At 41.7% G+C, this 14,736-nt stretch carries 12 protein-coding genes and 1 pseudogene; 12 read left to right on the plus strand and 1 reads right to left on the minus strand.

The features are described from left to right. The first annotated feature begins 4 nt into the window (after positions 1-4). From WD019_RS05315 to WD019_RS05330, 4 genes are all read left to right on the plus strand, one after another. Positions 5-1,027: a sugar phosphate isomerase/epimerase family protein gene (locus WD019_RS05315; RefSeq protein ID WP_425710853.1), complete on the plus strand. Its 1,023-nt coding sequence runs from the start codon at positions 5-7 to the stop codon at positions 1,025-1,027. Between the two features lie 227 nt (positions 1,028-1,254). Beyond that, positions 1,255-2,520, plus strand: coding sequence for an allantoate amidohydrolase (locus WD019_RS05320; RefSeq protein WP_425710854.1), 1,266 nt, complete (start codon positions 1,255-1,257; stop codon positions 2,518-2,520). Positions 2,521-2,620: 100 nt separating this feature from the next. Beyond that, on the plus strand, positions 2,621-3,868 hold the full coding sequence (locus tag WD019_RS05325; protein ID WP_026677007.1) for a PucR family transcriptional regulator: 1,248 nt from the start codon (positions 2,621-2,623) through the stop codon (positions 3,866-3,868). A 128-nt stretch (positions 3,869-3,996) separates the two neighbouring features. After that, entirely contained in the window at positions 3,997-5,331 is a 1,335-nt protein-coding gene (locus WD019_RS05330; protein ID WP_425710855.1) for a nucleobase:cation symporter-2 family protein, read from the plus strand. Positions 5,332-5,371: 40 nt separating this feature from the next. Here the strand turns inward: WD019_RS05330 and WD019_RS05335 are convergent, their stop codons facing one another. After that, positions 5,372-6,568: a PucR family transcriptional regulator gene (locus WD019_RS05335; protein WP_425710856.1), complete on the minus strand. Its 1,197-nt coding sequence runs from the start codon at positions 6,566-6,568 to the stop codon at positions 5,372-5,374. A 213-nt stretch (positions 6,569-6,781) separates the two neighbouring features. Here WD019_RS05335 and WD019_RS05340 point away from each other — a divergent pair, with 213 nt between their 5' ends. The 8 genes and pseudogenes from WD019_RS05340 to hemH all read left to right on the plus strand — a co-directional run bounded on the left by WD019_RS05340 (position 6,782) and on the right by hemH (position 14,693). Further along, a complete protein-coding gene (locus WD019_RS05340; RefSeq protein ID WP_425710857.1) occupies positions 6,782-7,534 on the plus strand; it encodes an ABC transporter ATP-binding protein in 753 nt (250 codons plus the stop codon). Continuing rightward, positions 7,534-8,292 carry an ABC transporter permease gene (locus tag WD019_RS05345; RefSeq protein ID WP_026677010.1) on the plus strand — a complete coding sequence of 253 codons (759 nt, stop codon included), beginning with the start codon at positions 7,534-7,536 and terminating at the stop codon, positions 8,290-8,292. The genes WD019_RS05340 and WD019_RS05345 overlap by 1 nt, the downstream gene beginning before the upstream one ends. A 3-nt stretch (positions 8,293-8,295) precedes the next feature. Further along, positions 8,296-9,630 (plus strand): purine/pyrimidine permease, encoded by a 1,335-nt coding sequence (locus tag WD019_RS05350; RefSeq protein WP_425710858.1) that lies wholly within the window; start codon positions 8,296-8,298, stop codon positions 9,628-9,630. Positions 9,631-9,863: 233 nt separating this feature from the next. Further along, positions 9,864-11,330, plus strand: a pseudogene (pucL, locus tag WD019_RS05355) (factor-independent urate hydroxylase). Continuing rightward, the gene (gene uraH, locus WD019_RS05360; RefSeq protein ID WP_026677013.1) at positions 11,327-11,686 is read left to right on the plus strand and encodes a hydroxyisourate hydrolase; all 360 of its coding nucleotides are present in this window, start codon (positions 11,327-11,329) and stop codon (positions 11,684-11,686) included. Before pucL ends, uraH begins: the two are co-directional and overlap by 4 nt. A gap of 92 nt (positions 11,687-11,778) precedes the next feature. Next, positions 11,779-12,297 carry a thiol peroxidase gene (gene tpx, locus WD019_RS05365; RefSeq protein ID WP_026677014.1) on the plus strand — a complete coding sequence of 173 codons (519 nt, stop codon included), beginning with the start codon at positions 11,779-11,781 and terminating at the stop codon, positions 12,295-12,297. A 74-nt stretch (positions 12,298-12,371) separates the two neighbouring features. Further along, positions 12,372-13,718, plus strand: a complete 1,347-nt coding sequence (hemA, locus tag WD019_RS05370; RefSeq protein WP_425710859.1) for a glutamyl-tRNA reductase — start codon at positions 12,372-12,374, stop codon at positions 13,716-13,718. A gap of 18 nt (positions 13,719-13,736) precedes the next feature. Then, on the plus strand, positions 13,737-14,693 hold the full coding sequence (gene hemH, locus WD019_RS05375; protein ID WP_425710860.1) for a ferrochelatase: 957 nt from the start codon (positions 13,737-13,739) through the stop codon (positions 14,691-14,693). Positions 14,694-14,736: the final 43 nt, after the last annotated feature.

Consider the following 14,736-nt stretch of genomic DNA (forward strand, 5'->3'; position numbering starts at 1 on the left):
GGTCATGGCGAACCGCGTCATGCCTGCCCCCTCTTCAACATTAAATGGACATTCTGAAACGATGAAAAGGAGGCGAACCGGATTTATCCGGAAAACTATGACAGATCTTCATAAGTATATGCAAGTAGGAATTGTACATTTTATGGCTTATCCGGCGGCAAGTTCAGGCGAAGGCGCAATCGCCGAGTCGGTAAAGAAAATCGTAACGGATGACTTCTTTTCTGCGATCGAAATTACGAGAGTAAATGATCCAAAAGAACGCCAGGAAGTTAAAAACATAGTAGAATCTGGCCGGATGACGGTCGGCTTTGGAGCCCAACCGATTTTGCTCGGCAATAAAGGGAATTTAAACTCATTTAATCCCGAAGAACGCCAGGCTGCGATCAACCTCGTAAAAGGCGCGATCGATCAGGCGTATGAAGTGAATGCCGGTAAACTGGGCTTTTTAAGCGGGCCAAAACCGGAAAAAGATGAGGACCAGGCCCTCCAGCTTCTGGCGGACTCTATTAAAGAGCTATGTCAATATGCGAAAAGTAAAGGAGATCTCGTCCTCTCATTAGAAACATTTGATGACGAAACGGATAAAAAATGTTTGATCGGTTCTAATCGATTAGCGGTTGAAGTTGCAAAGGAAGTGCGAAAAGTCGATCCAACATTCGGATTAATGCTTGATTTAAGCCACCTGCCAATGCAAAGAGAAACATCAAAAGACGCCTTAACGGTAGCACGAGACTACATTAATCATGCCCACATTGGAAACTGCTACATTAAAGATCCGAAAGATCCCGCTTACGGCGACCAGCATCCAAGATTCGGCTATCCTGGAAGCGAAAACGATGTTGAAGAATTGGCCGAATACTTAAGAGTGTTACTTGACATCGGCTATATCGGTGAAGGCATTCAAAATGTTGTCGCATTTGAAGTCAAGCCTGTTGGCAATGAATGCTCTGATGTCGTTATTGCCCAATCAAAACGTACACTTATTGAAGCATGGAATCGCGTTAAGATCGCAACTCCCCAACTTTAAATTCTAGTAAAAGTTCCTTGTCCACTTTTGTGGGCAAGGAATCAATCGATAAAATTCTTTTATCTTTTAACCATTTTTGTTAAATTAGAAATATTCATGCTAGGTGTCATTCTCTATACATAGTACTGTTCGAATTACCATTTTAATTGAAAACGTTTTATTCTTATTTGAAAAATAGTTTTTAGTTAAAACTATTTTCGCTACTAGATTGAAGGGGGAAGAAGAACGTGAAGAAACTAACAGAAAAAGTAAATGGCGCGAGAATAGCGGAAAGAATCGATCAATTGTCGCGTTGTTCCGAGCCTGCGATCGGAGTCACAAGATTATCATTTACGAAAGAATTTCAATGTGCGCAAAATATGGTTGAACAATGGATGCTTGAAGCCGGGATGACGGTGCGAAAAGACAGCCTTAATAATCTTATTGGCCGGTATGAGGGCAGCAATCCGAATGCTCCTGTTTTAATGATTGGCTCACATTTAGATACGGTTATTGAAGGCGGAAAGTTCGATGGAATGCTCGGCATTGTGACGGGAATTGAAATAGTGGCCGTTCTATTTGAAACAGGAATCATCCTTGAAAATCCGATTGAAGTCATTGCATTTTGCGATGAAGAGGGAGTGAGGTTCCATTCTACTTTTCTCGGCAGTAAAGCGATCGCCGGAACGCTAAAACGAGAAGAGTTAGAGGTAAAGGACGAAGAAGGCATAACACTCGCCAATGCCATTAAAGAACTCGGGTTGGATCCACTAAACTATAAAAAAGCAGCAAGAGTTCCTGAAGAAGTGCTCGCTTACATTGAACTTCATATTGAGCAGGGGCCTGTGCTGCAAGCAGAAGAAATTCCATGTGGAGTCGTAACAGGCATTGCGGGTGCATCTAGATATTCATTTACTATCGAAGGTTTTGCCGGCCACGCTGGCACAGTCCCTCATACACTACGTAAAGATGCTTTAGCGGGTAGCGCTGAATTGGTATTGGAAATTGAACGTTTAGCTAAAGAAAATGCTCCGATTGTAGCGACCGTAGGAAAATTATCTGTGAAACCTGGAAGTAGCAATGTTATACCGGGAGAAGTTGCCGGAACGATTGACATTCGCGATACGGATGAAAGACGTAAAAGGAAGGTGCTTGAGGCCATTTTTCAAAGTGGCGAAGAAATTGCAAGCCGCCGCGGGCTTAAAATTCATTTTGAAAAAGTTATGGAAGTCAGTCCGGTCCTTTGTTCTGAAGAACTCATCCCGATTATTGAATCATCGATTCGTGAAAATGGGATGGATCCAGTCCGTCTTATTAGTGGAGCGGGCCATGATGCGATGGCAATGGCTGATTTAACGAAAGTTGGCATGATTTTTGTCCGTTGTCGGGACGGGATTAGTCATCATCCAGATGAACATGCTAGCCTAGAAGATATGGAAATCGGCGCAAGAGTTCTGTTGGATACTGTTCTTCAAGTCATCCATAGTAAGGTAGCGGCTAAAACCGAGGTTTAAGGAAAAAAGGAAAAGTTCTGCTTATAATTGACTGATTATTAGGAATTTTTATTCTTGAGCATGAAAGATTCGGGATAGAGAATTTTTGGGAGGTCTTACCATGAAATTCACCGTAGAAAAAGCTTTAAAGATTCAATCACTCAAACAATGCAAAGTTGTGGCAGGAAGCCGCGGACTCAATCGCAGTATCCGTTCTGTCAGCATCATGGATTGTCCGGATACGTCCTGGTTAAAGAGAGGAGATTTATTATTAACTACCGGTTATGTCTTTAAGGATGATCAAGAGGCCCAGATAAAGTTAATTAAAGATTTAGCTGAGCGAGAGTGTGCAGGTTTAGCCATTAAAGTGAAACGTTTTCTTCCATCTATTCCCGAACCTATGCTTCAGGAAGCAAATCGTTTAGGCTTGCCGGTTTTAGAAATTCCATATGAATTGGTTCTATCAGATATGCTCATCGCATTGACGCGTGAAATTTTGGCCAGGGAAAGTCTTTATAATGAAGAAACTAGAAAAAAACATTTCTTTTCAACCCTTTTTGGGGGAGAATTTCCTACAAGCGATTCGATCCTGTCACAGGGTCAGGAATATGGTTTATTGCCTGGATGTGAGTATGGTGTTTTATATTTTTCGATTAAAGAGCAAGATAATTCTCCTTTAATAAGTGTAACAACCTTTCAGCAGGTGATTAATCGGGTATCTGCGACAGTAAACGTAAATCTACTTGGTGTCCAATTTGAGGATTTTGTTGCTATTATACAGGCCCGTAGATTAAAAGAGCCGTTTGAGAGGGTTGCGAGAAAAGCAGCTGAACGGATTTTAAGTAATTTAACTGAGCATGTTTCAAAAGAGATGATCGCCGTTGGAATTGGCACAAAAAAGACAATAGCCGGGGAAATTCACTCAAGTTTTCAGGAAGCGAAGGAGGCAATTTATTTAGGCCATCGGGTGACTTCGGGAACATGCGCAATTTATGAATATACGGCCCTCGAACCCGAAGCCTTGCTGCAACATTTACCGGATCACGTTCTGAAACGTTATTTTACTGCAACGATGGGAACTCTTGTGAAATATGACGAACAAAACAATTCGGATCTTCTCAATACATTAGAAGTTTACTTAAATTGTGGCGCAAAGCTCGGGGAAGCCGCACGTATTCTTTATGTACACAGGAATACCGTCAAATTCCGTATTAGCCGAATTGAAGAGCTCTTAGGGATGGACTTGAATGATGGAGAGGTTGCGTTTCGTCTTCAACTCGGACTTTGCGCAGCGAGATTACTAGGTTTATTAACAAGAAAGACGGACCCTGGGTTAAGTTTGATTGGACAAGGATCGCAAAGGGGGTGACGTAACAGGGGGTACGGCTAAAGAATTAGCTGCAAGTAAATACGTGCTAGAAAACTGCAACTAGAGCAAGATGAATCATAATGTGAGATTTTGAAAAAAACTTTATGATGAATCAAGGAGGGGTTCCCTTGAAAAGTGAAAAAATCAGTGCATGGAAAATGTTTTTGCTCGGGTTTCAGCATGTATGCGTCATGTACGGCGGAGCGGTTGCTGTACCATTAATCGTCGCTTCTGCGATCGGCTTAAGCCAGCAGCAATTAGTTTATCTTATCTCGTTTGATTTGTTTACGTGCGGGGTAGCATCTTTACTTCAAGTTGCCGGGGGCAAACATATTGGAATTAAGCTGCCAGCTCTCATGGGCGTATCATTTGTTGTCGTTCAGCCAGTTATTGCGATCGGGTCGATTTACAGCATCCAGGGGGTTATTGGCGCAGTTCTTGTTTCTGGTATTGTCGTTACAATTGCAGCCCAATTCTTTAGTAAAATTTTAAAATATTTTCCGCCTGTCATCACGGCATCCGTCGTTCTCATTATCGGAGTATCCTTAATGCCTGTTGCAATTAATAATGCTGCCGGTGGAGCGGGTTCGAAAGACTTCGGCTCGATCACCAATTTATCTTTGGCTTTGTTTACATTAGTTTTCTTTATCATTTTAAATACGCTCGCCAGAGGTTATTTGAAAGCGATTTCTATATTGGTCTCGATGATTGTCGGAACGGTTGTAGCAGCTTTCTTCGGTGTCGTTGACTTTACTCAAGTAAAAGAAGCGTCATGGTTTCACATGGTTCAACCTTTCTTTTTCGGGATGCCGACTTTCCAATGGTCATCCATTATTACAATGACGATCGTTGCGATCATCATCATGGTTGAAAGTACGGGATCATTCTTTGCGCTTGGGGAAGTGTCGAATCGGAAATTAACTGACCATGATATTAAAAAAGGTTTAAGGGCTGAAGGGATCGGTGCAGTGATTAGTGGCGTTTTTAACAATTTTAACCATTCGGCATTTGCGCAAAACGTCGGGCTTGTTGCAATCACTGGAATAACCAATCGATTTGTCATCATGAATGCCGGTATTATACTAATCGTATTAGGGTTGTTTCCGAAAGTTGCAGCAATAGCTGTGATCATTCCGAAAGCGGTACTTGGCGGGGCAATGGTTCCAATGTTTGGGATGCTTATTTCTACTGCATTGCGGATGATGGCTAAAGTAGATTTTACAAAGCCATCCAATCAAATGATTGTAGCAGTAGGCGTTGGTCTTGCAATCGGCACACATGCGGTTGAACATGCATTTGATGAATTGCCAAAAACCGTTGGGATGTTAGTTAAAAATGGAGTTATTATCGGTACGTTCGCGGCCTTTATTTTAAACATCGTTTTAAATGGTGTAAATAAGGCAGCCGCTGAAGAACGTCCAGAAATGGATCAAACTAACCATACGCTTGAACAAACTGTATAACCATAAAGGGTCCGGATATTCCGGACCCTTTATTGCCGTTTCAAATCGGGTAAGTTGTTGGTTGTAATAAATGTAAAATCCGTAGAGCCATTTGTAGTCTGAAAACCGTTTCTCCTTCATCAAGGTTAGCGCCTAACAACTCTTTTATCTTTGTGATCCGAAAGTTGATCGTATTACGGTGTACACCTAAATTCCGTGCGGCTTCAAGCGACCGCCCACAGCACGATAAGTAAACTTCCAGAGTTTCGAGCAAATCCGCCTGGTTTTCACGATCATATTGAAGCAAAGGATCAAGCACTTCAGACATATAATCTGATAAAAAGTCATCCGGAACATGTTGAAGAATGTCATATGATTGTAGATCAGTATAATCATAAATACTTTGCTTCGATAATGATTTAATACGGGTGCCAAGAGTAATTGCTTGTTTCGCCTGCTTGTAGCTTTTGCTAATTTCGAGAACGTCATTTATGCATGTTCCGATCCCGATTGTGACACCCGGGAATTCATTCGCAAGATGGTTGGCCAATTCAAAAGCGGCAGAATGCAACCGGCTTATTTCTTCCTTATCTACCGATTGTAAGATGATCACCGTATCTTCAAGATTAGCGGATAAAAAGCTGATATTCGTAGTAGTACTAATAATTTGCGAAAGCCTTTCGGGAGTGTTTTTAAAGCTACTTGCGCCAGTTAATGATTTTTCTAAAATAGACAAACAAATATATCCGGCTCCTTGTAAAAGCCCAAATTCCCGCCCCTCTGCAAAAATGGCATCCTTTCCATGTAAATGTCCTTGAAGCAATCGGGAAAAAAACACTTTTTTCCTTTCTTGTTCATTTTGCTTGTTCTCATATGAGAGCAGTTCTCGTAAAAGCGATAGCATTAAATCGGAAATCGAGAGATGGTTTGGAATTTCGAATAATGGTAAGTTCGAATCATCTGCAGCCTTCAACATTGCGGCCGGCAATCCATGCATAAAATGTTTCATTTGGATGCCAAGGCCTGCGCACCGACGTTTTGCCAATTCGTGGATTAACTCTACCTGGGCGATTTCGTCACTTTTGAACACATACCCGGTTGTTAATACTAGCTCTCCGGATTTTAGCCATGGGAGTACATCGGGAGCATCAAAGCTATTAACAGAATGGATGGGCCGATCAAGACTTTGTTTTCCGGCAACGACTTTGCATTGGTTTAACGTCGTAATTTCAAGCGCTTCGGCTAAAGTTATTTTCAATCAAGATCACAATCCTTTCGAACACATTAGCGGGTGATTATTCAGATAAGAATTAGGCTAAGTGCACAACGGAACATTTACACAATTAGTCGGTAGGCACAATGACCGATAGATCAAATTGCTATAGTCTGAAAATAAATAATTTGCTGTCTTTATTTTACGGTAAAAAAGGCAAGATTAAAAGAATCTTTTATGTAAGAGGAGGATACTAAAGTGAAGATTCTTCATGTAGAACGGCTTTCAAAATGTGCATCAGCAAATGAATCGATTATTTCAGATGTCACGGTATCGGTTGAAGAGCCTTCTATTATTCATATTTTAGGAGGTTCAGGTGCAGGAAAGAGCACCTTTTTGCGCATTCTTGGATTGCTTGACCATCCTGATAGAGGGCAAATCTATTATCGAGGAAAACAAGCGAAGGAGTGGTTGGCGGCCGAATGGAGGAGACATGTAGCTTATTGTGCTCAACTGCCGGTCATGCTTCCTGGAACAGTTGAGGATAATCTCCGTATTGTCAGCCGCCTTCATCATCTTTCATTTGATCCCAATGAAGTGAAACATTTATTGGAGCTTGTCGGACTTTCTTATCTTGATTGGAATAAACCTGCATTTGCTTTATCAGGAGGCGAAAAACAACGAGTGGCGTTAGTACGAACCATTTTAATGCGACCGGAGATTCTATTAGTTGATGAAGTAACGTCTTCTTTAGATATTAATTCTTGCCAGATGGTCGAGAACTTTATAAAACGATTTCATCAAGAAGAAGGAGGAACGGTCATCTGGGTGACACATGATCTCGAACAGGCAAAAAACATCGGGCATCGGGTCTGGTTTTTCGCGAACGGGAGACTGCTTGAAAATATATGCACACCCTCTTTTTTTCATCATCCGAAAACAGAAGAAGCAAAGTCATTTATTAGTTGCCGGACAAGCCAAAAAAACGGTAATGAAGGGGTGTTCGTCTAATGTCAAATTTAGCCCTGTTTTCGACACTCGTTTTCATTGTTATAACAATAGCAGTCTCCTTTTGGCAAAAGTTGGGCCTGGAAAAAGATCTAGCTGTCAATACGGCAAGATCGGCTGTTCAATTGTTTTTAATTGGTTATGTACTGCAATATATTTTCCGCGCCGAACAACCTTTCCTCATTCTATTAATGGTTATGATGATGGTAAGTGTCGCCTCCTGGAATGTGGCGCAAAGAGGAAAGGGATTAAAAGGCATCTGGTGGAGAGCGGCAATTACGATTGCGTTTACAGAACTGGTTACTATTTCCTTGTTGCTCGGGTTTAAAATCATTGAGCCAGCTTCTCAATCGATCATTCCAATGTGCGGCATGGTTGCGGGCAATTCGATGATCGCAAGCAGTTTGTTTCTTGCCCAGATGAAACGGGAAGTAGAGGCTTCTAGAGCTGAAATTGAAACGTTATTATCGTTAGGCGCGACAAATAGGCAATCTATCCAGGACGTAATTGCTAGAGCGGTAAAAGCGAGTATGATACCAAATATCGATAATATGAAAACGGTCGGCTTGGTGATGCTTCCCGGTGTGATGACGGGAATGATTGTGGCCGGTGCCAATCCGCTCGAAGCGGTTCGTTATCAAATATTAATCATGTTTTTATTTGCAACATCGCCAGCTATCACGAGCATGCTTCTTAGTTTATTAACCTATCAACTTTGGTTTACAAAGAATTCTATGTTAAAAGAAAAGCGGGAGTTGTAGTCAATGCAAAACATTAAAAATTATGGAAGAGATGGATTAAAGGTTTTTCAATGGCTTATTTTTTTATTGGCAAATGGTGTGGCGATTCCTATTGTTGTGGGAAAAATCTTTCATTTGCCAATGAATGATATTACAAGCTTGATGCAACGAACTTTTTTTGTCGTAGGCATTTCTACATTTTTGCAAGGGTATTTTGGCCATCGCATGCCGATCATTGATGGTCCGGCGGGCACATGGCTCGGCGTCTTCGTTATTATGGCGGATATGGCTGTCCAGAAAGGGCTGCGTTTAGATGATACGTTAATGGTTTTAGAGGGAGGAATGTTTGTCGCCGGATTGTTGCTCATTGTTTTAGGAATAGCCGGGGTTATTAAACATATTCTTTCTTTTTTTACCCCTTTAGTGACAGGCTGTTTTCTCCTTTTGCTGTCTTTGCAGCTGAGCGGCGTATTTATTAAAGGGATGATGAATGTGAGTGGCGTCTCTTCCCGGCCTGATCAAAGCTCATTCTTCATTTCATTTATCGTATTTCTTCTCATTATTGGTTTATCGATATGGGGTCGTGGCTGGATGCGAAATTATGCCTTGTTGATTGGGATTACGATTGGCTGGATCGTTTTTTATCTCGCTGGCAAAGGAATAATGCCCACGCTTCCTCATGCTTTGATCAGCATACCTCATGTCTTTGCCTGGGGAACGCCTTATTTTGACGCGGGGATGGCAATATCTTCGATTCTTCTTGCCTTTATGATGGTTTCGAATCTTGTTGCGAATATATCTGCGATGGCCCATGCAACTTCCAACCAGGAGTTCGGGCAAAACGCCTTTAGCCGTGGCGGGATTATTGGGGGAGTATCACAAATTGTTTGTTCACTGTTTTCGATTGTTGGCATTGTGCCATTAAACAGTTCAGTTGGTTTTGTTCGGATGACTGGAGAAAGCAAAATGCGCCCGTTGTTAATCGCCTCGCTTCTTTTAGCAGTGATTTCTCTTATTCCGGCACTGATCGATTTTCTATCATTGCTCCCTTCGGCTGTCGCGAATGCGGCAATGCTAGCGACATTTGTCCAATCAGTCGGTGTCGCTTTTCAGTCCATCGCAAAAGAAACACTTGACGAACGCCGTTTGACAATTTTAGGAATAACCCTTCTATTTGGAGTTGGAGCGATGTTTTTGCCAGCTTCGATTTTTCAGGGGATGCCTTCAGTGGTTCAATATGTTTTTGGAAATGGTCTGCTTGTGGGAACAATCATCGTTATTCTCCTTGAAAAAGTTTGGAGGAAAAAAGATAGAAAAATAGCTGAAACGATCGAACGGAACACCTTTCATGTGAGATAAGCCATACGTTTCTGTGAAAAATGTCGAATTTTCAGATTAGTCAAACTGCACAATGAGCTCCTTTCAGAATTGGCCCGGATGTCTAATGACCGATTTCGCATTTCGAATTAGAATTAAATCAATCTTCATCCTCTAGGAAGGGGTTGATCGTCTAGAACATTGAAGGTGAGTAATGAAAGGAAGGAAGGATTCGATTGATTTCAACAAAGCTAAAGATTGAAACGATTAATCAGATGGACAAAAATTCTTTTACGGAGACACTCGGCTGGATCTTTGAACATTCACCGTGGGTTGCAGAACGAACATGGAGCAAGAAACCGTTTGCTTCCATTTCCGATCTTCATCAAGTGATGAAACACATCGTGAATGAAAGTACAACAGAAGAAAAGCTTGCTTTAGTTCGTGCCCACCCTGTCCTGGCCACACGTCAAAGAATGGCTGAAGCTTCGGTAGAGGAGCAGTCCGGCGCAGGCTTAAACCAACTTTCAAAAGAGGAGTTTGAAGATTTTCAACAATTAAATCATGCTTACTTCGACAAATTTCAGTTTCCATTTATTATGGCAGTGAAGGGGCAAAACAAGGATACCATTCGAGCGGCCATGAGGGAACGACTTCAATTATCACCCGAGAAAGAGCTTGAGGAAGCCCTGCAGCAAATTTATAAAATTGCACGCTTTCGCTTAGAAGATTTAATAATCGAATAGGAGGAAATGATGATGAGCGTTAAAGATAGAACAATGTATTACGGTAAAGGTGATGTTTTTGTTTTCCGTACGTATGCAAAGCCACTGCAAGGAGTAAAGCAAATTCCCGAATCTGATTTTTCTGAAAAAGAAAACGTGATTTTCGGAATGAATGCGAAAATTTCTCTTAAAGGTCAGGCTTTCTTAACTTCATTTACTGAAGGTGACAACAGCCTCGTTATCGCAACGGATTCAATGAAAAACTTCATGCTTCGCCATGCAGCCCAATATGAAGGAGCAACGTTAGAAGGTTTTCTCACTTTCGTTTGTGAACGCTTTCTAGATACTTACGCTCACCTTGATGCTGTTGAAATCTCAGCTGATGAAATTCCATTCGACAGTGTCAAAGTGCCAAATGGATCTGCGCTGGCTAACAGCGACCTTGTTTACCGTTCTTCACGAAACGAGTTTGCAACGACGACTGTAGAGGTTGCCCGGACGGAAAAAGGAAAGGAAATCGTAAAACAATCGAGCGGCGTTTCTGAATTGCATCTTATTAAAGTTAGCGGAAGCTCATTCTATGGCTACATTCATGACGAATATACGACACTTCCTGAAGCAAAAGACCGTCCGCTATTCATCTATCTCAATATTAGCTGGAGATATAACGATGTAGAAGATGCAATGGGCAACGACCCTGCCCGTTATGTTGCGGCTGAACAAGTTCGCGATATCGCCCAATCGGTATTCCATGAGCTTGAAAACCGCTCCATTCAACACCTTATTTGGGAAATCGGACTTCGTGTTCTCGAACGGTTCCCTCAGCTTGCAGAAGTAGAATTTGAATCCAATAACCGTACGTGGGAAACGGTTGTTGATTCAATTCCAGAATCCAAAGGTCAAGTATACACTGAGCCTCGTCCGCCATATGGATTCCAACGATTCGTAGTGACTCAAGAGGACCTTGAAAAATCAGGGAAAGCAGCTGGCAATGCTGCATATGCAACAAAAGCATGAACGGACGTTTAACGACTCATGTTCTTGATTTAATGAATGGAATCCCTGCCAAAGAACTGAAGGTGGAACTCTGGCAATTAAAAGAAAAGGATATTCGCACATTAATCCGAACAACACATACGAATAGCGACGGCCGGGTCGATTCACCATTGCTCTCCGGTGATGAACTAGAGACCGGTGAATATGAACTTGTATTTTACGTCGGGGACTATTTTGAAAGGCAAGGCGTTCAGCTGTCTAATCCGCCATTTTTAAATAAAGTTCCGCTCCGCTTTGGCATATCGGATCCGGAGGCTCACTATCACGTTCCATTATTAGTTGCCCCTGGCGGCTATAGCACTTATCGAGGGAGCTAAGAAAAACGCTAAAGCGTTTTTCTTAGCAAAAGTATAAAAGCTAGATTGGCGGGACTGCCAATCCATATAACCATTATAAGGAGGTGACGTTAATGACGCAAGAAAGAACAGGTGTTGCGACTTTAGCGGGGAACGCCGTTACGCTAATTGGACCGGAAATTAAAGCAGGTGATGATGCCCCTGACTTTGAGGTTTTGGCGAATGACCGTTCGAAGGTAACACTTAGCGATACAAACGGTAAAGTACGTTTAATCAGTGTTGTACCATCGTTAGACACTGCAGTATGCGACCAGCAAACGAGACGATTTAATGAAGAAGCAGCACGGCTTGGGGACAATATTGTAGTTTTGACCATTAGCGCCGACCTTCCATTTGCTCAAAGCAGATGGTGCGGTGCAGCCGGTATCGAAAACGTACAAACGCTTTCCGACCATTTCAATATGTCTTTCGGAAAGGCTTACGGAACATATATGAAGGAACATCGGTTAGAATGCCGCGCTTTGTTTGTTGTTGATTCAAATAATGTCGTAACATATGCGGAATACGTTCCCGAAGTAACACAACATCCGAATTATGAAGCAGCAATAGAAGCGGCAAAAGCTGCACGCTAGTTTTATTTTCAATCTTAATGACTGCTAGTTTAAACATAAGCAGGTGATGAATATGAAATAATGGGGTGGTAAATGTGCACATCTTAGTAATTGGCTTAAATTATAATACAGCCTCTGTTGAAATTAGGGAGCGCTTTACGTTTACGGATGAATCGAAAGCGAAAGCCATTGAACGATTGAAGCGGACAAAGAGTGTGCAAGAAAGCGTCATTATTGGCACATGTAATCGAACGGAAATTTACGCCGTTGTCGATCAACTTCATACAGGAAGGCACTATATTAAAGGGTTCCTTTCAGAGTGGTTCGAAATCGATTTATCCGATTTTCAGGTGTGTCTATATATTAAGGAAGATTTTGAAGCTGCTCGCCATTTGTTGCGGGTAGCCTGTGGGCTTGACTCAATGGTTCTTGGAGAAACACAAATATTAGGACAGGTGAAAAAATCCTTTTTACAAGCCCAACATCTTAAATCGACCGGCACTCTTTTTAACAGGCTGTTTAAACAAGCCATTACGCTGGCAAAACGTGCCCATTCTGAAACAGCAATTGGGAAACATGCGGTTTCCGTCAGTTATGCGGCTATTGAACTAGGGAAGAAAATTTTTGGCGCTTTTCGAAAAAAGACGGTTGTTATTCTTGGTGCCGGTGAAATGGGGGAACTGACGGCGAAGCATCTTTATACAAATGGAGCCGACAAAATTATCGTCGTTAATCGAACATTTGAACGGGCAAAAGCAATTGCCGAAAAATTTAACGGCGAAGCGTTGACAATGGATCAACTTTCACAATCGTTAATGGAGGCGGATATTATCATCAGCTCTATTGGAAAAGAAGGTTATGTTGTAACAAAACAGGAGATTGAGCATCTTTCCCGGAAAAGAAATCATCGCCCTTTATTCATGATTGATATCGCCGTTCCGAGAAACCTCGATCCTGCCATTAATGAGTTAGACCATGTATTCCTTTATGATATTGACGATTTAGTTGACATTGTTGAAACAAATCTCCAGGCACGCGCTCAAGAAGCGGAAAAAATCGAAGAAATGGTCTCTCGCGAACTTGACGCTTTCCAATCGTGGCTAAACACGTTAGGGGTCATTCCGGTCATTTCCGCATTGCGTGAAAAGTCCTTTCTTATCCAGGAAGAGGCCGTTCGCCATATTGAAAATAAACTACCTGATTTGACGGAAAGAGAGCTAAAAATCATTCGCAAATATTCAAAAATGATTGTGAATCAGATGCTGCACCACCCCGTTATTAAAATGAAAGAAATGGTTGGTGATCGTAATCGCGATGAGGTTCTTAACCTATTTATCAAAATGTTTGCGTTAGAAGAAGAAATGGCGAAGCAAAATCATTTAGATGTGTATGAGGCCAGCCGCAGGCAGTCAAAGATGAAAAAAGTCCCCGTTTATTCGTAAGCGGGTGAGGAGGTGTCTATGAAGAGAAAATTAGGCTTACTTGTCATGGCATATGGGACACCAAATAGTATGGATGAAGTAGAATCCTATTACACACATATTCGGCATGGAAGAAAACCGCCCGAAGAGCTTTTAGATGATTTAAAAAGAAGATATAAAGCGATAGGAGGCATTTCTCCATTAACAAAAATTACGAGAAGCCAGGCTAAACAATTAGAGCTGAAACTCAATTCATGGTTTGAAGACATACAATTTGTTTCGTATCTCGGCTTTAAACATGCTTCTCCATTTATTGAAGATGCAGTCAAGCAGATGAAGGATGATGGAATAGAGGAAGCGATTAGCATTATTTTAGCGCCGCATTACTCGATTTATAGCTTAAAGGCCTACAATGACCGGGTGAAAATGTTCGCCGAAAAAATAAACGGTCCGATCATTTATCCGATTGACTCCTGGTATGAAGAGCCAAAGTTTATTTCATTCTGGGCAAAACAAATTAAAAAAACGATGGTATCGGTTGAGGATTTGTCGAAAGTTGTAGTTATTTTTTCCGCACATAGCCTTCCGGAAAAAATAATTTTAAATAAAGATCCGTATCCGGAGCAGCTTATCCGAACAGCTGAAATGATCGCACAAAAAGCTAATGTGAAACATTATGCGGTTGGCTGGCAGAGCGCGGGTAACACAGGGGAAGCGTGGCTTGGTCCGGATGTACAAGACCTTACGCGCCAATTATATGAACGAAACGGATACACTTCTTTTATATATTGTCCTGTCGGCTTTGTTGCTGACCATCTTGAAGTTTTATATGACAACGATTTTGAATGCAAAGCTGTAACAGAAGAATTAGGCGTTCGCTATTACCGGCCTAAGATGCCGAATACGAATCCGATCTTTATTGAAGGACTTGCGTCCGTTGTTGCAAAAAAAGCGAGAACACTTGAAAACGAAAAGGTTATCTTGATCCATTCATAATAGAACCAGAGACTATTATTTCAATTTTTATTTAATTAAAATT

It is taken from the genome of Fictibacillus sp. Mic-4 (genome assembly GCF_049843615.1).
In the GTDB taxonomy this organism is placed as follows: Bacteria; Bacillota; Bacilli; order Bacillales; family Fictibacillaceae; genus Fictibacillus_A; species Fictibacillus_A gelatini.